The organism is Gammaproteobacteria bacterium (assembly GCA_024235095.1).
GTDB lineage: Bacteria > Pseudomonadota > Gammaproteobacteria > Competibacterales > Competibacteraceae > UBA2383.
The window spans coordinates 2204312-2229289 of the sequence record JACKNC010000001.1 but is presented as its reverse complement, the minus strand read 5'-3'; the positions used below and the strand labels follow the sequence as shown (position 1 = coordinate 2229289).

At 57.7% G+C, this 24978-nt stretch carries 21 protein-coding genes; 16 read left to right on the top strand and 5 right to left on the bottom strand.

What is annotated here, in order from left to right:
• Positions 1–31: 31 nt before the first annotated feature.
• The 4 genes from H6973_09875 (at position 32) to alr (ending at position 4110) form a co-directional block, all read left to right on the top strand.
• Positions 32–949, top strand: a complete 918-nt coding sequence (locus H6973_09875) for a hypothetical protein (GenBank protein ID MCP5125923.1) — start codon at positions 32–34, stop codon at positions 947–949.
• A gap of 59 nt (positions 950–1008) precedes the next feature.
• Positions 1009–1458: a 50S ribosomal protein L9 gene (gene rplI / locus H6973_09870; protein ID MCP5125922.1), complete on the top strand. Its 450-nt coding sequence runs from the start codon at positions 1009–1011 to the stop codon at positions 1456–1458.
• Between the two features lie 185 nt (positions 1459–1643).
• A complete protein-coding gene (gene dnaB, locus H6973_09865) occupies positions 1644–3137 on the top strand; it encodes a replicative DNA helicase (GenBank protein MCP5125921.1) in 1494 nt (497 codons plus the stop codon).
• Positions 3034–4110 carry an alanine racemase gene (gene alr / locus H6973_09860; GenBank protein ID MCP5125920.1) on the top strand — a complete coding sequence of 359 codons (1077 nt, stop codon included), beginning with the start codon at positions 3034–3036 and terminating at the stop codon, positions 4108–4110. The genes dnaB and alr overlap by 104 nt, the downstream gene beginning before the upstream one ends.
• A 14-nt stretch (positions 4111–4124) precedes the next feature.
• Here the strand turns inward: alr and hemN are convergent, their stop codons facing one another.
• Both hemN and prmB read right to left on the bottom strand, forming a co-directional pair.
• A complete protein-coding gene (gene hemN, locus H6973_09855) occupies positions 4125–5507 on the bottom strand; it encodes an oxygen-independent coproporphyrinogen III oxidase (GenBank protein MCP5125919.1) in 1383 nt (460 codons plus the stop codon).
• Positions 5508–5525: 18 nt separating this feature from the next.
• A complete protein-coding gene (gene prmB, locus H6973_09850; protein ID MCP5125918.1) occupies positions 5526–6431 on the bottom strand; it encodes a 50S ribosomal protein L3 N(5)-glutamine methyltransferase in 906 nt (301 codons plus the stop codon).
• Between the two features lie 141 nt (positions 6432–6572).
• On the opposite strand from prmB, the gene psd reads away from it, so the two are divergent.
• Both psd and recB read left to right on the top strand, forming a co-directional pair.
• Positions 6573–7469 (top strand): phosphatidylserine decarboxylase, encoded by an 897-nt coding sequence (gene psd, locus H6973_09845; protein MCP5125917.1) that lies wholly within the window; start codon positions 6573–6575, stop codon positions 7467–7469.
• A gap of 142 nt (positions 7470–7611) precedes the next feature.
• A complete protein-coding gene (gene recB / locus H6973_09840) occupies positions 7612–11196 on the top strand; it encodes an exodeoxyribonuclease V subunit beta (protein ID MCP5125916.1) in 3585 nt (1194 codons plus the stop codon).
• Positions 11197–11265: 69 nt separating this feature from the next.
• On the opposite strand, the gene H6973_09835 is transcribed toward recB, so the two are convergent.
• Positions 11266–11631 carry a DUF4351 domain-containing protein gene (locus H6973_09835; protein ID MCP5125915.1) on the bottom strand — a complete coding sequence of 122 codons (366 nt, stop codon included), beginning with the start codon at positions 11629–11631 and terminating at the stop codon, positions 11266–11268.
• Positions 11632–11676: 45 nt separating this feature from the next.
• The gene (locus H6973_09830) at positions 11677–12189 is read right to left on the bottom strand and encodes a DUF2887 domain-containing protein (protein ID MCP5125914.1); all 513 of its coding nucleotides are present in this window, start codon (positions 12187–12189) and stop codon (positions 11677–11679) included.
• A gap of 725 nt (positions 12190–12914) precedes the next feature.
• Here H6973_09830 and H6973_09825 point away from each other — a divergent pair.
• From H6973_09825 to orn, 4 genes are all read left to right on the top strand, one after another.
• Positions 12915–14072, top strand: coding sequence for a sugar ABC transporter substrate-binding protein (locus tag H6973_09825; protein MCP5125913.1), 1158 nt, complete (start codon positions 12915–12917; stop codon positions 14070–14072).
• A complete protein-coding gene (locus H6973_09820; GenBank protein ID MCP5125912.1) occupies positions 14069–14959 on the top strand; it encodes a sugar ABC transporter permease in 891 nt (296 codons plus the stop codon). The genes H6973_09825 and H6973_09820 overlap by 4 nt, the downstream gene beginning before the upstream one ends.
• 86 nt (positions 14960–15045) lie before the next feature.
• Complete coding sequence (locus H6973_09815; GenBank protein MCP5125911.1) at positions 15046–15786, top strand: carbohydrate ABC transporter permease; 741 nt, start codon at positions 15046–15048, stop codon at positions 15784–15786.
• A gap of 51 nt (positions 15787–15837) precedes the next feature.
• On the top strand, positions 15838–16392 hold the full coding sequence (orn, locus tag H6973_09810) for an oligoribonuclease (protein MCP5125910.1): 555 nt from the start codon (positions 15838–15840) through the stop codon (positions 16390–16392).
• A gap of 7 nt (positions 16393–16399) precedes the next feature.
• On the opposite strand, the gene H6973_09805 is transcribed toward orn, so the two are convergent.
• The gene (locus H6973_09805; GenBank protein MCP5125909.1) at positions 16400–17224 is read right to left on the bottom strand and encodes a sulfurtransferase; all 825 of its coding nucleotides are present in this window, start codon (positions 17222–17224) and stop codon (positions 16400–16402) included.
• 40 nt (positions 17225–17264) lie between these two features.
• Here H6973_09805 and H6973_09800 point away from each other — a divergent pair, with 40 nt between their 5' ends.
• The 6 genes from H6973_09800 to H6973_09775 all read left to right on the top strand — a co-directional run bounded on the left by H6973_09800 (position 17265) and on the right by H6973_09775 (position 24890).
• Complete coding sequence (locus tag H6973_09800) at positions 17265–17525, top strand: hypothetical protein (protein MCP5125908.1); 261 nt, start codon at positions 17265–17267, stop codon at positions 17523–17525.
• Between the two features lie 54 nt (positions 17526–17579).
• Positions 17580–18122, top strand: a complete 543-nt coding sequence (locus H6973_09795; protein MCP5125907.1) for a thioesterase family protein — start codon at positions 17580–17582, stop codon at positions 18120–18122.
• Between the two features lie 77 nt (positions 18123–18199).
• Positions 18200–19183: a type II secretion system protein GspC gene (gene gspC, locus H6973_09790; GenBank protein ID MCP5125906.1), complete on the top strand. Its 984-nt coding sequence runs from the start codon at positions 18200–18202 to the stop codon at positions 19181–19183.
• Positions 19184–19248: 65 nt separating this feature from the next.
• Positions 19249–21384: a type II secretion system secretin GspD gene (gspD, locus tag H6973_09785; protein MCP5125905.1), complete on the top strand. Its 2136-nt coding sequence runs from the start codon at positions 19249–19251 to the stop codon at positions 21382–21384.
• Between the two features lie 2 nt (positions 21385–21386).
• The gene (gene gspE / locus H6973_09780; protein MCP5125904.1) at positions 21387–22910 is read left to right on the top strand and encodes a type II secretion system ATPase GspE; all 1524 of its coding nucleotides are present in this window, start codon (positions 21387–21389) and stop codon (positions 22908–22910) included.
• Positions 22911–23096: 186 nt separating this feature from the next.
• Positions 23097–24890, top strand: coding sequence for an AAA family ATPase (locus H6973_09775; GenBank protein ID MCP5125903.1), 1794 nt, complete (start codon positions 23097–23099; stop codon positions 24888–24890).
• Positions 24891–24978: the final 88 nt, after the last annotated feature.

Here is a 24978-nt window from a genome sequence, read left to right as displayed (position 1 = left end):
CACAGGCGCGGACACGATTGGCGCGTCCGGCGTGAAATCGCTCGCCGCTTTCATCATGCGCAGCCGATGGTCGGCGGCGTTGATCGCATCGGTCGCTGCCGCGTCTTTCTGGCTGTTCCCGCCTCTGTTGATCCTGTCCGGGGCGGTGGTGGCGCTGGTTACTCTGCGCCGAGGCGGTGTTGAAGGCGCGTTGATCATGGCGCTGGCGGGGATAGCCGCCGCTGGCTTGATTTGGCCGGTTTTAGGCGATCCGCAGCCCATGCTGGATGTCCTGCTGGCAACCTGGTTGCCAGTTTGGCTGTTGGCTCTGGCGTTGCGCGCTACTATTTCGCTGTCACGGACCCTGCAGGCGGCAGCTCTGTTGAGTTTGTTGGGCGTCGCCGGTTTTTACCTGGCGTTAGGCGACCCAGCGATCTGGTGGAGCGCCGTACTGGATCATTTTCAACGGGAATTGGCTGCGTTGGCGTCATCCGTACCGGCGGGTGACCAAGCGCTGTTGGGGCAATGGCTAGAGCTACTCAAGGCGTGGGCGCCCTGGTTGCCAGGACAAGTGGTGAGCGCAGTACTGATGGTCGTACTGCTGGCGTTGTTGCTGGGGCGCTGGCAGCAGGCGTTGCTGTTCAATCCCGGTGGCTTTCGTCCCGAATTTCACGAGTTGCGGCTGGGCCAACCGCTGGCGGCGTTTACTCTGGCGTTGTTCGGCTCGACGTTGTTATTGGGCTGGCCGCCATTAGCGAATGGGTTACTGGCGTTGGGTATGCCGTACACGGTGCAAGGGGTCGCTTTGGTCCATGCGATGGTGTTCAAGCGGCGATTATCTCCAGCCTGGCTGGTGCTGTTCTACCTGCTATTGATTCCATTTCTGTCGCAGATGGTAATGGCGTTGGGAGTGATCGATGCCTGGGCCGATTTTCGGAACCGCATCCGGTCGCGGTCGGACCCGCGCTGAACATTCTCCTGTCTATCGTGATTTTGTCTATTGAATAAGTGAGTATTTGGAGTCTAACGATGGAAATCATTCTGTTGGAAAGAGTTGCTGACTTGGGCGTACTGGGTGACCGAGTCAAGGTGAAATCAGGCTATGCGCGCAATTTTCTCATTCCCAAAGGGAAGGCTACCGAAGCGACCCCAAAGAATATTGCGCGCTTCGAAGCGCGCCGCGCTGAACTGGAGCGGATCGCCGCCGGGGCACTGGCCAAGGCCAAGGCGCGCGCCGAGCAATTGGCTGAGCTGATTGTGACCTTGTCGGTGAAAAGCGGCAGTGAAGGGCGGTTGTTCGGTTCGGTCGGTTCCGCTGATATTGCCAATGCGGTTTCCGCCGCCGGCATCGAGTTGCAGAAGCAGGAAGTCCGGTTGACCGATGGTTCGATTCGCCAGATTGGCGAATATGATGTAGATCTGCATTTGCATCCGGAGATCAAGACGCAGATTCGAGTCAACGTCATTGCCGAGGCTTGAGTGGCGGTCGCTATGATCGGCGAGTTGAACTAGAATTAATCATGGCGCTGGAGTTGATTTCGGTTGGGCCGTCAAAATGACGGCAGCCCAAATTGGTACCGGCTTAACTACGCGTCGTCTATACTGGAATCCTGACGCCCGATCGCTGATACCTGCCGTATCAAACCACCTGCCGCCTATCCGCCATGCAGCCTGTCTCCCCGTTTCCCCATCGTAAGGATGTCGCTGCCGAGTCGTTGCGGATACCGCCGCATTCGCTGGAAGCGGAACAGGCGGTGTTGGGTGGGCTGATTATTGCCAACACGACTTGGGATCAGATTGCCGACCGGCTGAGCGACAGTGATTTTTATCGGCATGATCACCAGTTGATTTTTCGCGCCATTCGCCATCTGGCGGAAGAGGGCAAGCCTTTTGATCCGGTCACGCTCTCTGACGAACTCGATGATAATAATCAGTTGGAGGAAGCCGGTGGTCTTCCTTATCTATTAGCGCTGGCCAACGATACGCCGAGCGCTGCGAATGTCCGCGCTTATGCCGATATTATCCGGGAGCGGGCGATCCGGCGCGGCTTGGTGCGCATTGCAGCGGAGATTGCCGACAGCGCTTACGATCCCAAGGGTTTGAATAGCAAGGATCTGTTGGACGATGCCGAAAAAAGAATTTTCGCCATCGCTGAACGAGGTCTGCGCACCCGCGAAGGATTTTTCAATATCAAGGACATGCTGGCGCGCACGGTGGAGCGGATCGACCTGCTGTTCCAAAGTGATAATGCGATTACCGGCCTGGCGACGGGCTGGCCGGATTTTGATGAGAAAACGGCGGGGTTGCAGCCGGGCGAACTGATTGTAATTGCAGGCCGGCCATCGATGGGCAAGACCAGCCTGGCGATGAACATCGTTGAATACGCGGCGATTCAACTGAAGTGCGCGGTAGCGGTTTTCAGCATGGAAATGCCCTGCGAGAGTCTGCTCATGCGGTTGATATCATCGCTGGGGCGGATTGATCAGCATCGCATTCGCACGGGGCAGCTGGAGGAAGATGATTGGCCGCGCGTGACGTCGGCAGTGGCGCTGCTGTCGGGTGCGCGTTTGTTTATTGATGACAGCTCCAACCTGAGTCCGAATGAATTGCGGGCACGGGCGCGGCGGTTGCACCGTCAGGAGGGGCAGTTGGGCCTGATCGTGGTCGACTATCTCCAGTTGATGCAGGTGCCGGGCAGTAATGAGAACCGAGCGACCGAAGTTTCGGAGATTTCGCGTTCGCTCAAGGCGCTGGCCAAGGAATTGTCGGTGCCAGTGGTGGCGTTGTCGCAGTTGAATCGCACGCTGGAGCAACGCGGCGAGAAACGACCCATTATGTCAGATTTGCGTGAATCAGGCGCCATAGAACAGGATGCGGATCTGATTTGCTTCATTTACCGCGATGAAGTTTACAATCCCGAGAGTCCCGAAAAGGGCGTTGCTGAAATCATCATCGGTAAGCAGCGCAATGGTCCCATTGGTACAGTTCGCCTGACTTTCCTGGGGCAATTCACCCGTTTTGAGAGTCACGCTTCTCAATCCTATTCATCAAATTATGAGTCGAGCAACCACAGTGCGCCTCGATCCGGGGGCGCTGGTTCACAATCTGCAACGGGTCCGGGCAGTCGCTCCGGGCCGTCGGGTGGCGGCCGCCGTTAAAGCTGATGGCTACGGTCATGGCCTACTGTGGGTCGCCCGTACGCTAAATGCCGATGCATTTGCCGTGGCCTGTATCGAGGAGGCGCTGATCCTGCGCGAGGCAGGTGTCAGCCGGCCAATTCTGCTTTTGGAAGGCGTATTTGCAGCGGCGGAATTACCGCTGTGCGCTCATCACGGTTTGGAAATCGCCATCCATCATCCCGAACAAGTCCGTATGCTGGAAATCGCCCGGCTGAAGCGACCGCTCCGGGTCTGGTTGAAAATTGATACCGGGATGCATCGGCTAGGGCTGGAGCCGGAAACGGTTCCGGCGATGTTCCAGCGTCTGAGTGACTGTCCGGCAGTGGTCCTGGACATGGGCCTAATGAGCCATTTGGCGCGGGCCGATGAGCGGGATTGCAAGGATACGCTCCGGCAACTCAACGTTTTTGAGACCGCTACCAACGGCTTGCCCGGCGAGCGCTCCCTGGCGAATTCCGCGGGTGTCCTCGGTTGGCCACAGACCCATTTTGACTGGGTGCGGCCTGGCATCATGCTGTATGGCGTGTCGCCGTTCGTGGACAGTCTCGCCTCTGACGAAAGTTTGCAGCCCGTCATGACTTTTCACACCCGGCTGATTTCCATCAAGCGCCTGCGTCGGGGGGAGCCGATCGGCTATGGCGGAACCTGGATTTGCCCTGAAGACATGGATGTGGGGGTTGCGGCGGTGGGTTATGGCGATGGTTATCCGCGCCATGCGCCGTCCGGGACGCCGGTGCTGGTCAATGGCCAGGAGGCGCCGTTGGTGGGCCGGGTATCGATGGATATGATCACGCTGGATTTACGCCAGCATCCCGAAGCGCGTATCGGCGATCCAGTGGTGCTGTGGGGCGAGGGCTTGCCGGTGGAGCGCATCGCCGAAGCAGCAGGTACGATCGCCTACACCTTATTATGCGGGGTGAAGGCGCGGGTGCGGTGGGAAGCGGTTGGGTAGTTCCCACCAGGCATTCAAATCACCCTGGAAAAGCGCTGTTGCTTTTGCGCCCGCAAATACCGGTCGAACGTCATGCAGATATTACGGATCAGCAACCGGCCCGGGGGCAGAACCCGGATTCCCGTTGTGAATAGCGCCAGCAGGCCATCCGCCTCCATCCCGGCCAATTCCGCCAATTCCACCGCGAAGTAGTCGCTGAAAGCAATACCGTACTGACGCTCGATAGCGGCGAACTCCAGCTCGAAGTGACAAATCAGCGCGGTGATCACCGACCGTCGCAACCGATCATCAGCATTCAGGCGCACGCCCCGGAATACCCCTAACCGGCCCTCGTCAATCCGTGCGTAATACGCCTCCAATCCTTTCAGATTTTGGCTATAACTCTCGCCGACCATGCCAATCGAGGTGGCGCCGAGACCGATCAGGTCACAATTGGCGTGGGTGCTATAGCCCTGGAAATTGCGATACAGCGTCCCGGCCTGTTGCGCCCGCGCCAGCTCATCCTCCGGTTTCGCAAAATGATCCATGCCGATATAGATATAACCCGCTGCGGTCAACCGGTCGATGACCGTTTGCAGAATTTCCAGCTTGACCGCCGGCGATGGCAGGGCGCTGGGATCGATCTGCCGCTGGGTCTTGAACAAGTCCGGCAAGTGCGCATAGTTGAAGACCGAGATGCGATCCGGGTTCTGGGCGATGATCTCATCCACCGTGCGCCTAAAACTGGCTACGCTCTGCAAAGGCAACCCATACATCAAGTCCACGCTGATGGAGTGAAAGCCCTCACGGCGCGCGGCGTCCATCACCTTTAGCGTCATCTCGCAGGACTGAATGCGGTTGACTGCCTGCTGCACCTGGGGATCGAAATCCTGCACGCCCAGACTCAAGCGGTTGAACCCCAGTTCCCGCAACCGGGCGATCGTGCCGTCATCGGTCTCGCGCGGGTCGACTTCGATGGAATACTCGCCGCGATCATCGGTGAGCAACTGGAAATATTCGCCGGTGACCCGCATCAGTTCGCGCATCTCATCGGCGCTAATAAAGGTCGGGGTGCCGCCGCCCCAATGCAGTTGTGTCACCGGGCGAGAGTGGTCGAACAACGCGCCTTGCAAGGCGATCTCCCGGTAGAGATGGTCGAGATAGGGCGCGGTGTGTCGGCGGTTTTTGGTGACGATCTTATTGCAGGCGCAGTAGAAGCAAACCGTGTCGCAGAAGGGAATATGAAGGTACAGCGACAGAGGCTGACTGCTGGCATTGCTGGCCAACGCTTGCTCACGGTATTCCGCCTCGCCAAAATCTTCGTGGAACTGCACGGCGGTCGGGTAGGAAGTATAGCGGGGACCGGCTTTGTCGTATTTGCCAATCAGGGTCGGATCGAAAATCAGCGTGGTATCCATAAGAGGCTCCGCACCGTGTCACAAACGGCGAACTTGCGCGGCGTTCAATAAAAACACGCCTTGGCCGCCGCGCTCGAATTCCAGCCAGGTGAACGGTACATCAGGCAAGGCTTCGCACAAAGCGTACTGGGCATTACCCACCTCGACCACCAGTAAACCGTCGCGTTTCAGAAAATCCGCAGCCTGTTGCAAAATTTCCAACACCACGTCCAGTCCTGCCACACCAGCAGCCAGACCCAGACGCGGTTCATGGTGATATTCAGCTGGTAAGGCGTCCAGTTCTTCCAGCGCCACATAAGGCGGATTGCTAATGATCAAATCGTACCGGCGACCCTTCAGCGCTGAGAACAAATCGGACTGGATCACTTCGACCTGGTCTTCCAGGCCATGCTCGGCGACATTGCGCCGCGCAACGTCCAGCGCATCGGCGGAGACATCGGCCAGATCCACTTGCGCATCGGGGAAAGCATAGGCGCAAGCGATGCCCAGGCAACCACTGCCGGTTCCCAAATCCAGGATATGCTCCATTTCGCGGCTATCCGGCAACCAGGGCGCGAACTGCCGTTCAATCAACTCGGCCAGAGGCGAACGGGGGATCAGCACCCGTTCATCGACATAAAACGGCAGGCCCATGAACCAGGCGCGCTGGGTTAAATAAGCCGCCGGCTTGCGTTCGACAAGACGCCGTTCCAGCAGGCGCAAGACCGCCTGCTTCTCCAAGAAGGTCAAGGATGATTGTAAATATTCCGTATGCAAATCAGGGGGCAGGTGCAGCGCGTGCAACACCAGCGCTGCCGCTTCATCCAGCGCATTGTCAGTGCCGTGACCGAAATGCAAACCGGCTTCATTCATCTGGCTGGCGCCCCAGCGAATAAAGTCGCGGAGGGTATGAAGGGAGGAGAGAACATCATCGTGGTTGATCATCATGGGGTTAGCGTGCAATACGATGGAGAGTGGGCGGACGCGGCGAAGCCAACAAATGGCCAGTGAATTCTATCGTTTTAACCGCCCGCCCGATATGCTGGTCTTACTTTAAGACTCCACACTGACCGAATTGGCCTAGCCATGTCCAACCTGCAAGACTCTCCAATATCCGCAACGTTGAGCGATCATCTCCGTAATTTCCCGCAACACCTGTGGCCGCAACGGTGGCTAACCCGGTTAACCTATTGGGCGACGCGGAGGCGGACGCCCTGGTTTAAAAATTGGCTGATCCACCAATTCGCGCGACATTTCCGGGTGAATCTGGCTGAAGCGCTGGAGACTGATCCTCGCGCCTATCCAGATTTTAATACCTTTTTTACCCGGGCGCTCCAGCCCGGCGCGCGACCCATCGCCCATGGCGACCGAATCGTATGCTGCCCGGTAGATGGCGCGATCAGTCAGATCGGCATGGCGCATGAAGACACTCTGCTGCAAGCCAAGGGACGATCTTTTTCGCTCGCCGAACTGCTGGGCGATGCGGAACGGGCTAGACTCTTTCAGAATGGCGCGTTTGCGACCTTGTATCTGTCGCCGCGCGATTATCATCGCATTCATATCCCGCTGGCAGGCCAGCTACGCGAGATGACGCACATTCCCGGCAAGCTGTTCAGTGTCTCGCCGTTGACCACCCGGATGATCCCGAATCTGTTCGCACGCAACGAACGGGTGGTCACATTATTCGATACGGCGGCGGGACCGATGGCGCTGGTGCTGGTTGGGGCGATCAATGTGGCGTCCATCGAAACCGTGTGGGCCGGGGCGATAACCCCGCCCTTGGGAACAACGATCCGCCACTGGAGCTATCCATTGCAGGGCGACGGCGCGGTGCAGTTGGATCAGGGGGCAGAAATGGGCCGTTTCAACATGGGTTCCACCGTCATCCTGTTGTTCAGCCCACAGAAAGTTCGTTGGGAGCGTGAAATGCAGCGCGACGCCATTGTGCGCATGGGGGAGCCGTTGGCAAAGCTGACTGGCTGAAGACTGTGCGCCTGCATGATATTTTTTGGCGCATCCGGCTAAACTCAAATTTGAACAGGGCTCATTAAGTTTCATAGGATTTTGGTCTTGACCATGGGGAACGCCTTCAACGCTACCTTCTCAACGCAGCAGATTCAGCACCATGCAACGTCTCGACCCGCTCTACACGCCTCTGAGCGGCTTCAACCTGATCGAAGCCAGCGCCGGCACCGGCAAGACCTACACCATCACCGCGCTCTATGTGCGCCTGGTGGTTGAGGGGCATATTCCGGTGAACCGCATTCTGGTAGTGACCTACACCAACGCCGCCACCAAGGAACTGCGCGACCGCATTCGAGGCCGCTTGGCGCAAATCCGCCACGCCTTTCTCCGGGGCCGCGCGGATGATGAGGATGAACTGGGGATGCGCTTACTGGATTTGGCCCCGGATCGGGAACTGGCGATTCGCCGCCTGAGCAACGCCTTGCGTGGTTTCGATGAAGCCGCCATTTTCACCATTCACGGGTTTTGCAAACGGGTGCTGGGCGACAATGCGTTTGAGAGCGGTCTGTCGTTCGATACCGAACTGATGGCCGATACCCGTGAGTTGTTGCAAGAGATTGTTGAAGATTTCTGGCGTCGGCAGTTCTATCCCGGTTCGCCCCTAGTGGTGCAATATTTCCTGGATCGGGGCGACAGCCCGCAAACCTTGCTGAAACAGGTCGAACCGCATCTTGGCAAACCGTATCTGCATATCATGACGCCGAACGGCGATGCCAACGGCGCGGCGCTGGAGCAGGCGTTCATCGCCGCCTTTCAAAAAGCGCGTGATGTATGGCGACAGGATCGGGCCGCCATCGAGGATTTGCTACTCAATTCGCCGGCTTTGAACCGGCAGAAATATAACCTGAAATCCATTCCCGGCTGGCTGGAGACGATGGATGCCTATCTCAGCGCCGATCCGCCAAAACTGATGTTGTTCAATAAGTTTGAACAGTTTACGATGTCCAAACTGCATGTTTCGCTGAAGAAAGGCCAAACCGCGCCGCACCATATTTTTTTCGACGCCTGCGACGCGCTGAACACCGCCTGTGAGGCGCTGGCGGATTACTGTCGTTACCAAATTCCGGTGCAATTGCTGGAATACTGCAACCGGGAACTGGCGCTGCGCAAGCGGCGGCAACAACTACAGTCCTACGACGACTTGCTGTTAGATTTGCATAGCGCCCTGCACGACGCCCACCGGGGCGCGGCGCTGATTGAAACCTTACGTAACCGCTATGCGGCGGCGCTGATTGACGAATTTCAGGACACCGATCCGGTGCAGTACGAGATTTTTCGGCGTATCTATGTCGGAACCGGCAAGCCGGTGTTCCTGGTCGGCGATCCGAAACAGGCCATCTACAGCTTTCGTGGCGCGGACATTTTTGCCTACCTGACCGCTCGTAGCGACACGCAGCAACAGCATACTCTCGATGTAAATTGGCGCTCCGATCCGCGTCTGTTGACGGCGTTGAACGCGGTGTTCGGCGCGGTCAAGGATCAGCCCTTTCTGTTCGAGGGTATTCCCTTCCATCCGGCGATTCCCGCAGAGCGCAAGCAACACCCCCCCTTGCGTATTCAGGGCCAGTTGGAGCCGCCCTTGCATCTCTGGCAGGTCGAATCCGACGCCTCCGGCAAGCCGATCAACAAGGGCGTAGCGGGCAAGCAAGCGGCTCAAGCCACTGCGGCGGAAATCGCCCGGTTGCTGAATCTGGGTGCGCGCCATCAGGCGCACATCGGCGAACGACCGCTGGCCGGCGGCGATATTGCGGTGTTGGTGCGCAGCCATTGGCAGGGACGCCTAATCCGCCGACAGTTGTTGCAACTGAACGTGCCCAGCGTCCAGCACGCTGATGACAGCGTGTTTCTCTCCGACGAAGCGCGACAACTGGAATGGTTGCTGGCGGCGATTGCTGAACCCGGTCATGAGGGCCGGGTGCGCACTGCGCTGGCGTCCGCGCTGTTCGGGTTAAGCGGCGAAACCCTGCATCAGTTGCATGAAGAGGAGCAGACTTGGGCGCGTTGGTTGGAGAAATTCCAGGATTACCGGCAATTGTGGCAGGAGCACAGCTTCATGCGTTTCTTCCGCGTCTGGCTGATCCACGAAGGCGTGCCGCAACGCCTGCTGGCCTTCCGCGACGGCGAGCGGCGTTTGACCAATGTGCTGCATCTGGCGGAATTGCTGCACATCGCCAGTCGCGCCCATCCGGGCATGGCCGGATTACTCAAATGGCTGGGCGACAGCCGCCGCCTGCCGGCGAATAAGGACGAAGAGCAGCAATTGCGCCTGGAAAGCGATGAAAATCTGGTGCGGATTGTCACCGTCCACAAGAGCAAGGGACTGGAATATGAAATCGTGTTCTGTCCGTTCCTGTGGGATGGTCGGTTGCGCACTGGCGAAGAGGATCGAGTGCTGTATCACGACCCGGCGGATTTGCGCCGTTCTGTTCTGGCGATTGGCGTTGAGGACGATGACCCGGCAATTCGACTGGCCCGGCGGGAGGAAATGGCCGAGAGTCTGCGCTTGTTCTACGTTGCGTTGACCCGCGCCAAGCAGCGTTGCTACCTGGTTTGGGGCAAGATTAAAGAGGCGGACACCGCGCCGCCTGCTTGGTTGTTGCATCATCCCGCAGCCGTCGGGCCTACGCAGGATGCGCTGGATGTCACCCGACAGCGGTTTGACAGCCTCACGCCCGCTGCCTTTCTCGGTGACTTGCAGAGCGCCTTTGCCCCAGCGGGGGACACGGTGGCGATCACGCCCTTGCCCGAGGAAACCGGCAGCCGTTATCAACCGCCGACGGTAGAAGAACCGGTGTTACGGGCGCGCACGTTCACCGGCTCGCTGGCTGAGTTTTGGCGCGTGGGCAGTTTTACCTCGCTCACGGTGGGGCTGTCGGCGGAAATGCCGGACTATGACATGACCACCGTTGCGCCGATGGCCGAACCCGAGTGGTTAGCCACGCCACGTCTGGACCTCTTCAGCTTCCCACGCGGCGCACGGGCAGGAACTTGTTTGCACGCCATTTTTGAGCGGCTGGATTTCAGTCAACAGGATCGGGAGCGATTGGAGAAACTGGTGGAGCGCACCTTGACCGGGCATGGTCTGGAAGCGGAGGAATGGACGCCGGTCGTTGCCAACTGGGTGGAACGGGTGCTGGCGACGCCGCTGGATGGCAGTGAATTGCGCTTGGAGGCGGTAACGCTGGATCGACGGTTGAACGAACTGGAGTTTTATTACCCGCTGGCGCACCTGCGTCCCGAGGCGTTGCGACGGGTGCTGGAACGGCATGGGTACGCGGCGGGTCCGTTTGCGGAAATGATCGAAAATCTGGAGTTCAGTCCCCTGCGCGGTTACATGAAAGGCTTTATTGACCTGGTGTTTGAAGCGGAAGGGCGGTTTTATCTGGTGGATTACAAATCCAACTGGCTTGGCCCGGAACCGGCGGCGTATCAGCCGGAGCGGTTGGCAGAGGCCATGGCCCGCGAGGCGTATGTGTTGCAATACTTGATTTATACCGTGGCGTTGCACCGTTATTTAGGGTTGCGGGTGCTGGATTACGACTATGAGCGGCATTTCGGCGGGGTGTTTTATCTGTTCCTGCGCGGCATGGACCCAGCGCGCGGCGCAGAGTGCGGGGTGTTTCATGACCGACCGGCCTCTGCATTGGTCACGGCGCTGGATGCGTCGATGGGGCGAGGCGGGTAGATCAAGATTCTGGAATAGGATGTTTGTTTACCTCCCCCTTTGCTAAAGGGGGAATTCATGATTCAAAATTTATACGTCAGCAGACGGCTTCACACTCTTCTTCGGTTTAGGGCCGATTAGCTCCTCCAGACTGCGGGCGTCGAAAATCCCCTCCAACCAGGCATCCAGTTGTTCCATCGCCGCCGTGTCCAAGCGCTGGATCGCCCAGCGGGGCACCCGGCCAAACCGCCGGGTCAGCAACCGTTTCAGACCCTCGGCTTTACCCTTGACCTCGCCTCTGGCCTCGCCTCTGGCCTCGCCCCTGGCCTCGCCCTCGGCTTTGCCCTTGGCCTCGCCCTCGGCAAAAATCTCTTTATAGATCACGGTTTGTTCAAGCGGTGTTATAGTCTCGCTAGCAGTGATCCCTACATTCCAAGGGATGTATTTTTTAATAATTTATAAAAATCAATTATATGACGAATATTTTAGTGAATTTCTCTATTAGCAGGACAATAGTACGCTCAACATGGTTCGCAACTCCTTCATCGTCAAGAAAGGAAATCGTTCAAACAACCAGAATTCCAGAATCCGCTCCAGGGTGATGCGTGTCGCGGGTTTCAGGGGCGCGGTCTGAATGGTTTGCCAGGCGTGGGGTGCGCAGGTCCACAGCTCATCATCCGCTTTGACCAGGAGCGGTGTAAAAACCGCGACAAAGGGATTGTCCGGTTCCCGCGCCCGCCACGCCGGCAGAATCTCGTCTAGATAGGCGACGGTGAACAACGATTCAACCGCGACGGGCGGCGCGCCGGCATCGTCGCCCTTGTGGAGAAAAATCAACAGCCCGCGCACATCCCGCTCCGGGTGCAACTCGCCGTAGAGTCCGATTTTGGCCAGCAGGTTATACCGGGCCGGTGCCCAGGCTTGCCCCTGGAATTCGATGACATAGACGGGTCCGTCATGCCCATCCGGTTCGTAGATGCCGTCTAGCCGCCGTTCGATGCCTTTCAGGGTCAGTGAGGTAAAATGCGAATTAAGAGCTAACTAATATCCTTAAATATAAATACGTTACGTTACTCATCGAATTGCTGACGAAAATCCAGAAATCGGGTTTTCAACGAGTTGAGGATGAAGCTCTTAATTCGCATTAAAGCGGTAGGCCCCGGTCAGGGTCATGCCACCGGTCAGCACCCGGAACGCCTCAGCGCCCGTCGCCAGAAATTCGTAAATCGAGGAATCGGTTTTCATGAGAATTAGGGTTCATTTGGGTATTCGGACAGCTTCAGCGTCGGTTGCCAGAAAACATGATAAATCAATTGAATTGATGCAGACACTACACTTACACTATTGACCAACCCGACTGATTCCACATCATGACCGACCCACACGCGCCCTTGCTGATTGGCATCTGCAGTCTGTAAAGCATCATCGAAAACAGGATAAGCTGAAACGCTGGTACAACGACTACGACTTTCCTGGGGAACTGGTCTACAACTCTTTCGACATCCTGCTGTTCATTGACAAGGGTCGTGTCTACCGCAATGACTGGTTCGAGACCGGTAGTCCCGGATTTCTGATCAAGCTGTTCCAGCGCTGGCTGTTTTTTCTGCCCACCCTGGAAGATCTCGAAGTTAGCGAGGATATTGATATTGTCCAGGTTATCCCTGCTCCTGTTCGTCACCCTGTGGCTAATCGGCTGTGGCTCCGCTGTTGACCGACCGGTCGTGGTGGAATTCTGGGCGATGGGTCAGGAAGGCGAACAAGTCAAGGCGTTATTGCCCGGATTTGAACGTCGTTATCCCGACATCCGGGTGCGGGTGCAACAAATTCCCTGGAGCGCAGCGCATGAAAAACTGTTGACCGCTTACGCCGGTGACGCGATGCCCGACTTGTTCCAACTGGGCAATACCTGGATTCCCGAATTTGTGGCCCTGCGCGCCGTTGCGCCGTTGGACGAGCGACTGAAAACCTGGCCGGATGCCGCACTGGCCGATTATTTCCCCGGCATTCTCGCCACTAACCGCTTGGACAATCAGACCTGGGCTTTGCCCTGGTACGTCGATACCCGGTTGTTTTTTTATCGAACCGATTTACTCGCAGAAGTGGGTTTCAACGAACCACCGGCGACTTGGGATGACTGGCTGCAAGCCATGGCCCGGCTTAAAACCCTGAGTGGCGCCGAACGCTACGCGATCCTGCTGCCGATTAATGAATGGCAGTTGCCAGTCATTCTCGCCCTGCAACACGGCGCGGACTTGCTGCGCGACCGAAACCAGTACGGCCATTTTCAAGATCCCCGCTTCCGTGAGGCGTTTACCTTTTATCTCAGTCTGTTTGACGAGGGGCTGGCGCCGCCGGTCAGCCATAGCCAGATGACCAACATCTATCAGGAATTCGCTAATGGCGCTTTCGCCGTTTATGTCAGCGGGCCGTGGAATATCGGCGAGTTTGGACGGCGGTTGCCCGTGGCGATGCAAGGGAAGTGGATAACAGCGGCGTTGCCGGGCGCATCGCTGGCCGGCGGCGCCAGCCTGGCGCTGAGCCGAACGTCGCCACGTCAGGAGGCTGCATGGAAACTGCTGGAGTATCTCGCGCAGCCCGAACAACAAGCGCGATTTTACCAATTGACCGGCGATCTGCCGGCCCGACAGTCGGCTTGGAGCGCTCCGGTGTTGGCGAGCAACCGCTACGCCCAAGCCTTCCGCCAGCAATTGCAGCAGGTTCAACCCACGCCGCCGATTCCGGAATGGGAGCGCATCGCCAATCGCATTGCCTATTACGCCGAATTGGCGGTGCGTCAGGAAATGTCGGTCGATGAAGCGCTAACCGCGCTGGATCGAGATGTCGACCAAATTCTTGAGAAGCGCCGGTGGTTGCTGGAGCAGGGTCTAACGCCATGATTTATCACCCGCATTTACGCATTTCCAGCGCCTGGGCTTTTCTAGCGCCGGCCTTGTTATTGATTGCCGTGTTCTTCTTTCTGCCCATATTTGCGGCATTATTGTTGAGTTTTACCGATTTCGACATTTATGCGCTGGGCGATCTCGACCGCTTGCGCTTTATCGGCTTTAGCAACTATCTGCAACTTCTGCAAAGTCCGCTGTTCTGGACGGCGCTCGGCAATACCTTTTATTTTGTCATTGTTGGCGGACCACTGTCAGTGGCGGTTTCCCTGGGTGCGGCGCTGCTGGTGAATGCGCCGCTAACCCGCTTTCCCGGCTTCTTCCGCGCCGCGTTCTTCCTGCCGGTAGTCACTACGCTGGTGGCGGTGGCGGTGGTTTGGCGTTATCTCTACCATCCCCGCTATGGATTGCTGAATTATCTGCTGAGTCTGGCAGGTGTCGATCCCATCGATTGGCTGGGTGACCCGGATTGGGCGATGCCGGCGATCATCCTGATGGCGGTCTGGAAGAATTTCGGTTTCAACATGATTATCTTTATCGCCGGTTTGCAGAATATTCCGACGCAACTTTACGAGGCGGCGCGCATTGATGGCGCAGGCGCTTGGCGGCAGTTTCGCTACATCACCCTGCCGTTGTTAGGACCGACCTTTCTGTTCGTGGCCTTAATGACCATGATCGGCTATTTTCAGGTGTTTGCGGAACCTTATGTGATGACCCAGGGCGGACCGGCGAATCGCACCTTGAGCGTGGTGCTGCTGATGTATGAAGAGGGCTTCCGCTGGTGGAACATGGGTTACGCTTCGGCAGTGGCGTTTGTATTGTTCGCGCTGATTCTGGCTGGAACGCTGCTGCAATTGAAGCTGCGGCAGAGAGAACCCTCGTGAATCGATTGATCAATCGTTTGCTGCCGGCTTTGTGGTACAGCCTGCTAGCGCTGGGCTTGTTACTGACGCTGACCCCGTTGTGGTGGATGATCGCGGCGTCGCTGATGCCGCCCGGCGAAGCGACCAGCTATCCGCCGCGCCTGTGGCCGAGCGCGATGACTTTTGAACATTACAGAGCGCTGTTCACGCGCCTTGATCTCGCCCGGTATCTGTTGAACAGTACGCTGCTGGCCAGCGCAGTGACTCTAATTTCACTGCTCATTAACTCCATGGCCGGTTACGCTTTCGCCAAGTTCCGCTTCCGGGGCCGCGACCGGTTGTTTCAGAGTTTGCTGGCGGCGCTGGTCATTCCCGCCCAGGTAGCGATGCTGCCGCTGTTCTTGCTGCTCAAGCAGTTCGGATTAATTAATACTTACGGGGGGGTGATTATTCCCGGCATGGCCAGCATTTTCGGCATCTTTCTGATCCGCCAATATTTACTGGCGATTCCCGATAGCCTGCTGGATGCAGCGCGCATGGATGGCGCCAGCGAATTTCGCATCTACTGGTCGCTGGTGCTGCCGTTGTGCCGACCGATCCTGGTCACGCTAGGGATTTTTACTTTCATGGGGACGTGGAATGATTTTATGTGGCCGCTGATCGTGCTGACCGACAGCGCAATGCAGACTCTGCCGGTTGCGTTAGCCAATCTGCTGGGCGAGCATGTGCAGGATACCGAATTGATGATGGCCGGTTCGGTGCTGACCGTGTTGCCGGTCATGTTATTGTTCGTGGTCTTGCAACGCTACTACATCGCCGGAATCATGCTGGGCGGGATCAAGGGATAAGAACCTGAGACCTGATGGCCAAACCTGGAAAAAGTGAAGAGAACCCAATTCATGTCTCCCGAAAACCTGATCTGGATCGATTTGGAAATGACCGGCCTGGCGCCCCAGACAGACTACATTATCGAAATCGCCACCATCGTGACCGACAGCCAACTCAATATTCTCGCCGAGGGGCCGGTGCTGGCGATCCATCAAAGCGATGCCGTGCTGGCAGCAATGGATGACTGGAATCAGAAACAGCATGGCGAATCCGGGTTGATTGCCCGGGTCCGCGCCAGCCGCATTGACGAGCGCGAGGCTGAATTGCGCACTCTGGAATTTTTGCGCCCGCTCGTTCCCCGCGATAAATCGCCGATGTGCGGCAACAGCATTTGTCAGGACCGGCGCTTTCTGGCGCGCTGGATGCCGGAACTGGAAGCCTGGTTCCATTACCGCAATCTGGATGTGAGCACGGTGAAGGAGTTGGGGCGGCGCTGGTATCCCGAACGGATCAAGGGCTTTAACAAGTCCTCGACCCATTTGGCGCTCCAGGATGTTCGCGATTCGATTGAAGAACTCAGATTTTATCGGGAACGATTGTTTGTCGCAGCGCCAGACGGAAGCTGAAGCAATCTCAGGTTTCGATCGGCAAAGCCGGATCGTTGCCCCATTCCGACCAAGCGCCCGGATAGCCGCGCAGCCGTGAATAACCCAGGTGACGCAACACCCAGTAGGTATGCGCCGAACGGTGATGCGTTTGACAATACACAATCACTTCTTTGTCCGGAGTGACGCCGCGAATTTCCAGCATTTCACGCAAAACCGGATCGGGTTGGAAACGTAATTGCCGTTGCGAATCCATGGCGTCGGTCCAGTTCAGATTCACCGCGCCGGGGATGTGGCCGCCGCGGACCGCCCGCACATCCGCCCCGGCGTATTCAGCGGCGGTGCGGGTATCCAGCAACGCCACATCCGCTTGGCCCAGTCGCGATAGAATATAATCACGGTCGGCAACGGCCTCTGGGTTTACGAACTGGGCTTGATACGTGCGGCGTTCTGGATGGCGAAACTGGGCTTCCAGCGCCCCGCCGACGGCGTCCCAGGCATGAATGCCGCCGTTGAGCATGGACAGCCGCTCGTGCCCCAGCGCCGCCAGCGTCCACAGCAACCGGCCCGCGCGGCCGTTGCCCTCCTCGTCATAAGCAACCACCTGCTGCTCCGGAATCAACCCAAGCCGTGAGAACACTTGGCTCAAGTCACTCTCCGCGGGCAATAGACCCATTGCCGGCGGTTTGATCCGAATCAGCTCCGAGTACGCCAGGTGAACCGCGCCCGGAATATGGCCGGCGGCGTAACTGGCCGGATCGCAGAGATCAACGATTAAAACCGCCGGATCGGCCAGATGGGTTTGCAACGACTCCGGCTCAATCAACGCGGGCAAGCAGGTTGCAGAGGACATAACAGGCATACTCCTGAAAAGGCTTATCGAGACTTTCAATATGGCGAATAACCCACATCATCACAAGTTGCCACCGCGCACGCAACGGTATCTGGTCACTGGCATTCTGACGGTCATTCCGATTTGGCTCATCTGGCTGGTTTTCGGATTGGTCTTACGCCAGTTGGCCCGCATCGGGTTACTCTGGGCGCGAGCGCTTTCCAACACGATTCACGACGACTTGCCGATGCTATCCGATTGGTTGCTGAAATCCTGGTTTCAGAATCTGCTGGCGGCTGCAAGAATCCAAGCCATTGCGTAATGTGGCAAAAGCAGGTAGCGTACCGCGCTTTCACGGAATATGACGATTATAAACATGCGGATCGAATCCCCCCTGAGCTTGTACACCGGCATCGTACCTCCCGAATGGATCGATTATAATGGCCACATGAACGTAGCTTATTACGTTCTGGCCTTTGACCATGCGACCGATGCCCTCATGGATTATTTGGGCATGGGTCAGGACTACCGTGAAAGCCAGCAATGCTCCGCTTTCGTGGTGGAAAGCCATGTCAACTATCAACGCGAACTCGTTGCGGGCGATCCCATGCGCATCACCACGCAATTGCTGGGTTTCGACAGCAAGCGCATTCACTATTTTCACCGTCTCTACCATGCCACGCGCGGATTCCTGTCAGCGACCACAGAACTCATCGTGATTCATGTAGACCTGGCTGAACGGCATAGCGCGACGATGCCCCTGCCTGTACTCAACCGGCTGGGCGACCTGATGACTCAACACCTTCAGTTGCCGCGACCTCTACAGTCAGGTCGGGTCATCGGCGTGCGCGCTAAACCCGCAGTTGCTGGAGTTACAGCAATTACGCCTTCCCTGGCATTGTCCCGAGGCCAGCGTTGACTGTCCGATCATGGAAAGTCGGGGCCAATCGAGATCGTTTTTTTGTTATGCTGGGAGCATGATGTTGTGATCCTCCCATGAAGTTGTCTCTTGTGAAGGCCACGCCGCACATACTGCGGATAATCGCGCAATTCCTGCCGCGAATACTGCCCCGTTCCGAAACCGGGTCGCGGGCGGCCGTGATTGCTGTCAACATGCTACTGGTGATCGCCCTGGCGCACACGCTGGCCAGGTTGACTTTGGCGATGCTGACCGGCCAATCGTCATCCCCGATTCAGATTACAACAGAGCCAGCAGCGGGATTGGCGACCGGCGAAGGCTCTACTTCCCAGCAACCGGCGGATGTCGCCGCTATCCGCGCGTGGCATCTCTTCGGCAAGGTTGAAACCCATCGGCCAGTAGCTCCGCCGCCGGTTGTTGTGCCGGTCACGCCACTGAATCTGCGCCTGGTAGGCGTTTTTTTCACCGAACGCAACCAGGGTTCAGCGCTGGCGCTCATTGCCGATGGCAACAGTCTGGAGCGGGGTTATCGAATTGGCGATCCCTTGCCCGGAGGCGCAAGGCTGGAACGGATTGAGCGCGACCAGGTCGTGGTGTCCCGCAATGGTCGGGAGGAACTGATCAAGCTACCGAAGCTGGATGATCCCAATCGTCCGGTAGTCGCGCCCGAACCACCGGAACCACCGATGCCGGTGGAAGAACCGGGGCCGACGACGTTTAATGCGCCCCAGGCGATTGACGCCAGTGACATTGCTGGACGATTGCGTGGCGAAGCGTCAAGTCGGTCCCAGGCGTTGGAGGATATCGCCTTTGCCAGTCCTTATGTGCAAAATGGCCGGTTTGTTGGCTTCCGGTTGCGTCCAGGCCGCGACCGGCGCATTTTCCAGCAACTCGGTTTAAACGGCGGCGACGTACTGACCGAGATCAACGGGATGCGCCTGAGCAGCCCGGCCCAGGGCCTGGCGCTCCTGCAAGAATTGATAAACGCCAGCCAAATTGACGTTCGGGTGTTGCGCAATGGCGCCGAAGTTCCTCTGACCTTTACCCTGGATGGCTCGTAACCGGGGACCTCGCTGGGGAACGGTTGCACTGGCTACCGTGTCTACTGATTTTTTTGAAGATAACCATGACTCATTGGCTTAACAAACGGCTGACTTCCCAATGGTATGCCTTGCGCCGCCAAATCCTGGCGGCATTGCTGGGCGGGTTCCTGGCATTGCCAGCGCTGGCCGCGCCGGTGACCCTGAATCTCAAGGATGCCGACATCAATGCGCTGGTTGAAAGCATGTCTGTGCTCACCGGCAAGAATTTCATTGTTGATCCCCGCGTCAAGGGCCGGGTGACGATTATCTCGTCCAAACCGATGGACGAGAAGGAACTTTACGAAGTATTCCTGGCGGTGCTGGGTGTACATGGCTTCGCGGCGGTGCCAGGTGACAAGGTGATTAAAATCGTCCCAGCGGCGGGTGCCAAGCAGGAAAGCGTACCTACGGTGGACCAGACACGCGGGATTGCGCCGGATCAAGTGGTGACCCGGGTGATCCAGGTTCAGAACGTGTCTGCTGCACAAATTGTGCCGATTCTGCGTCCCCTGATTCCTCCACAGGGCCATTTAGCTGCGTACACGCCGACTAATGTACTGATCATTTCCGACAATGCATCCAATGTCGAGCGCATCGCCAGCATTATCAGCCGCATCGATCTGGCCAGTAACGAGGAAGTCGAAATCGTGGCTTTGCAGCATGCGTCGGCCACCGACATCGTGCGGGTGCTGACCGCGCTGGAACAGGGGAAAGCGCGAACCGATCCGACTGCCGGCGTGGGGGCGCCCACGCGCATGGTGGCGGATGAACGCACCAACAGTATTCTGCTGAGCGGCGATCAGACCTCGCGGGTGCGGCTACGGACCCTGATTGCTCATCTGGACACCCCGGTGGATGCCGGCGGCAATACCCAGGTCATTTATCTGCGCTACGCCAAGGCTAAGGATTTGGTGACTGTACTCCAGGGCGTTAGCAAGAATTTAAGCAATGAAGTCGCCCGTAATGCCCCGATTCCCGGACAACCGGGCGGCGCCCCCGGCGGTAGCGTCAGCAGCAGCAGCGGGAGCAATCTGGTCGATATCCAGGCCGATGAAGCGACCAATGCCCTGGTCGTGACCGCGCCGCCCGATATCATCCGTTCGCTGCGTTCGGTCATCGCTCAACTGGATATTCGCCGGGCGCAGGTGCTGGTCGAGGCGGTTATTGCCGAGATTTCCGCGGAAAAGACCGCGCAACTGGGGGTGCAATGGGCCGTCGATTCCAGCGAACAGGGCTTGGTGGGTTTTACCAATTTCGACGCTGGCGCTTCCAGTCTCGCCAATATGGTCAGTCTGGCTGCGCAGATTGATGAAGGCAGTACTTCGTCGATTCAGGCTTCGCAGGTTCCACAGGGCATTCAATTGGGGGTTGGCGATTTCACGGGAACCAACCGGTTCGGCGCATTGATCAGCGCTCTGGCCAAGGACGCCGACACCAACGTGCTGTCCACCCCCACGGTGGTGACCATGGATAATGAAGAGGCGGAGATTATTGTGGGTCAGAATGTGCCCTTCGTGACCGGCAGTTACACGACGACGACTTCTTCGGGCAGCAGCACCAGCACCCAGGTCGGCAATCCCTTTCAGACCATTCAGCGCGATGATGTCGGCATCAAGCTCAAGGTGAAACCGCAGATCAATGAAGGCAATGCGGTTAAGCTAGAAATTTCGCAGGAAGTTTCCAGCGTGGTGCCTTCGGCCAATGCCGCGACTCAGGGGCCGACGACCAACAAGCGATCGATTAAGACCATTGTGATGGTCGAGAACAACCAGATTCTGGTGCTGGGCGGACTGATCGACGATCAATTAACCGAAAGCGCGCAGAAAGTGCCCTTGCTCGGCGATGTGCCACTCCTGGGGAATCTGTTTCGCTATCGGGATACGAATAAGCTGAAACGCAATTTGATGGTGTTCCTGCATCCGATCATTTTACGGGATCCAGCCCAAGGAACCTTGTACACCAGTGACAAGTATAGCTATATCCGTGAACAGCAATTGGCCGCCCGAGAGAAAACCGATTACCTATTGCCCGATGTGCAACCGCCGCTGTTGAAGCCCCCGGAAGAGGTCAAACAGCAGGGAACCATTCTCAATATGACGCCCGCCGAGATGCCTCCCTCGCCTCCCCCGCCTCCCCCACCGGTGGAGCCGCCAGCGGAATTTGGATTTGGCAACAAGTGACCATGAGTGTTGAACCCGTGCCGGTTACCCCGAGCAGCGAGTCATCCCGCGTTTCCCATCAACGCCTGCCTTATGCCTTTGCCAAGCGGCATGGCGTACTCGTACTTGATGCGCGTGAAGGCGGCGTCGGCATTGCCTGCCGTCCCGGCGTGAGCATCCGCAGTCTGGCTGAGTTGCGACGTCATTTGAACGCGCCGCTCCGTCCAGTCCCGGTTCCGGCGGAGCAATTCGAACGCCTGCTGCAGGACGCCTACGAGGGTGACAGCAATGGCGCGGCGCGAATGATGGAAGATTTTGGCGAGGATATTGACCTCAATCAGGTCGCGCTGAGTTTGCCGGAGCCGGAGGATCTGCTGGAAAGCGCCGATGACGCGCCGATCATTCGTTTAATCAATGCCTTGCTGACTGAAGCGATCAAGGAGAATGCTTCGGACATTCATATCGAGTCCTTTGAGAACCGCTTGCTGGTGCGGTTCCGGGTAGACGGGGTGTTGCGCGAGGCATTGCAACCGCCGCGCGCCCTGGGACCGCTGCTGGTGTCCCGCGTCAAGGTCATGGCGCATCTGGACATCGCCGAGAAGCGCTTGCCGCAGGATGGGCGGATTTCCCTGAAAGTCGCCGGGCGACCGGTGGATGTGCGGGTATCGACCCTGCCGACCGGTCACGGCGAGCGGGTGGTATTGCGTCTGTTAGACAAGCGGGAAGGGCGGCTGGATCTACAACATCTGGGCATGGAGCCGGGCGATGAGACGCGCCTGTTGCGGTTGATCCATCGCCCGCACGGCATTCTGCTGGTGACCGGCCCCACCGGTTCCGGTAAAACCACGACGCTGTACGCGGGACTCATTCAACTGAATGACCGCAAGCGCAATATCATGACGGTTGAGGATCCCATCGAGTATTACCTGGACGGAATCAGCCAGACCCAGGTCAATACGAAAGTGGAAATGACCTTTGCCCGAGGGTTGCGCGCCATTCTGCGCCAGGACCCGGATGTGGTGATGGTCGGTGAAATCCGCGATCTGGAAACGGCTGAAATTGCTGTGCAGGCTTCACTGACCGGTCATCTGGTGCTGTCGACCCTGCACACTAACAGCGCAGTGGGCGCTATTACTCGACTGCGCGACATGGGCGTGGAGCCATTCCTGTTATCTTCTTCATTGATCGGGGTGTTGGCGCAACGACTGGTGCGCAGGCTCTGCCCGCATTGCAAGCAACCGCATCTCGCTACGGCCTCCGATCTCCAAACGCTGGACATCGCTCCGACCGCCTCGCCGCCCACGCTTTCTCTTCCCGCTGGCTGCGAACGCTGCAATCAATCCGGCTATCGGGGCCGCACCGGAATTTTCGAGCTGGTGACGGTGGATGAAGCGATGCAAACCCTGATTCACGAAGGCAAGGGCGAGCAGGAGATGGAGCGTCATGCCCGCTTGTCCAGCCGCAGCATTCGTGACGATGGCTGCCGCCGGGTGCTGGCCGGCGATACCGCGTTGGCGGAACTGGTGCGGGTCACGCGGGAAGATTGATGAGTAAAGAACCCCGTCGCAAGCAGCGGGGGTAAGCATTCACCTCCCCCCTTTGAAAAAGGGGGGTCGGGGGAAATTTCGCATGGTCGCTGGGGCCAGAATCCCCCCTAGCCCCCCTTTGCCAAAGGGGGGGACTGAACGGTTACCAGCGGGGCATTCTGAGCGTTTCCGTGAAAGTCTACTGTCATGAAATTTCCCTATGCCTTAAACGACTTCGGCACACTAATCCGCGAAGGTTATTTCTATCAGGACCGCACCGATCGCATTCCGCAACTGGAGGACGCCGGACGGCAACTGATTTTCATCCGCCCGCGCCGCTTCGGCAAAAGCCTGCTGCTCTCTATGCTGGAGCATTACTACGACGTGAACCGCGCCGACCAATTCAATACCCTGTTCGGCCACCTGGCCATCGGCCAAAATCCCACGCCGTTGCACAATCAGTACCTTATCATGAAATGGGACTTCTCGTTGGTGAAAGCCCAAGGTGATCTGAGAGACATCGAAAGGGCGCTGTATCAACATGTCAATGACCGGATCATCCGCTTTCAGCGCGCTTACGCCGACCATATGAACGCCCCGATTGCCATTCATCCCACCAACGCCGTGTCGTCCTTGGAATCGGCAATCACTGCCCTCGCCGAAACGCCGCACCCTCTTTACCTGTTGATTGACGAATACGACAACTTCGCCAACGAGGTCTTGATGACTGGACGCCGACAGGAATTTTACGAAGGGTTGCTGTATGGCGAAGGGGTGCTCAAGACCTTGTTCAAGGCCGTGAAAGGCAGCGTCCGGGGCATCGACCGGGTCTTCATCACCGGGGTTTCGCCGATTGTGTTGAGCGATATGACCAGCGGCTACAACGTCGGCGAGGATATTTATTTGAAAGCCGCCTTCAACGATCTATGCGGCTTCACCGAGACGGACATCGCCACCGTGCTGGAGCGGCTGGCTCAGGAAGGCGGCTCTTGGTCGCCGGCGGAAGCCTTAGAGCTGATGCGCACCTTCTATAATGGCTACTGCTTCGCTACGAAAGCCCGCGAGCGGCTCTACAATCCGACCCTGAGCCTGTATTTTCTGAAAGCGCTCCAAACCGAGGGAGCCTATCCAGAAGAGATGCTCGATGAGAATCTGGCGATGGACCGGAGCAAACTGCGCTATATCGCCGAGTTGCCGCACGGGGAGGATGTGTTGGCCCAGGCGCTCAATGGCGAGGCCGGTCTCTTCATTCCCCGCCTGGCCAAGCGCTTTAGCGTGGCCGACGTGCTGACCGCCGTCAAGGATCAGCCGTTCATGGCGTCTTTACTCTACTATTTCGGTATCCTGACCCTAACCGGCCAGACCGACTTTCTGGAACTGATCCTGAACATTCCCAATCTGATCGCCCGGTCGCTGTATGTGGAGCGCCTGCAAGAAAGGTGGCTGGAGACGTATGAGGACAAGACCCGCATTCCCCAAGTGCGCAAACATTTCTGTCAGACTGGCGATTTGGCGCCGCTAGTCGCATTCATCGAACAGCATTACTTCCCGATCCTGTCGAATCGGGATTATCGCTGGAACAACGAGTTGATGGTCAAAATCGCCTTTTTAACTCTGCTGTTCGACGACCGGTTATACATGATGGTCTCGGAAACCGAGATCGACCATGGCTATGTTGATTTGAGCCTGATCGTGCGCCTGGACATGCGGCGTTATCAGGCCCTTGATCTGCTGCTGGAGTTCAAATACGTCAGTCTCAAGGATCTGAAATTGACCGGGGAGCAGGTGCAGGCGAAGTCGATGGCGGAATTGGCGGCGCTGCCAGCGGTGAAAACAGAATTACGAGCGGCGGCCAAGCAAGCTCGGCGCTATGGGGCGGCGTTGACGGAGCGCTACGACTTGGTTGACCTGCGCTTGTATGCGGTCGTCGGTGTCGGCCTGGAGCGGGTGGTCTGGCAGACGGTGTCCCTGCGCCTGGATCCTCCCACGCCCGCGGATTAAAAACCTACTTTTTCATCCACTGACTGACGAAAATCGAGGACTCCTTACAACAATACTGTCTCATGCTACATTTTCTTTTACATTCTCC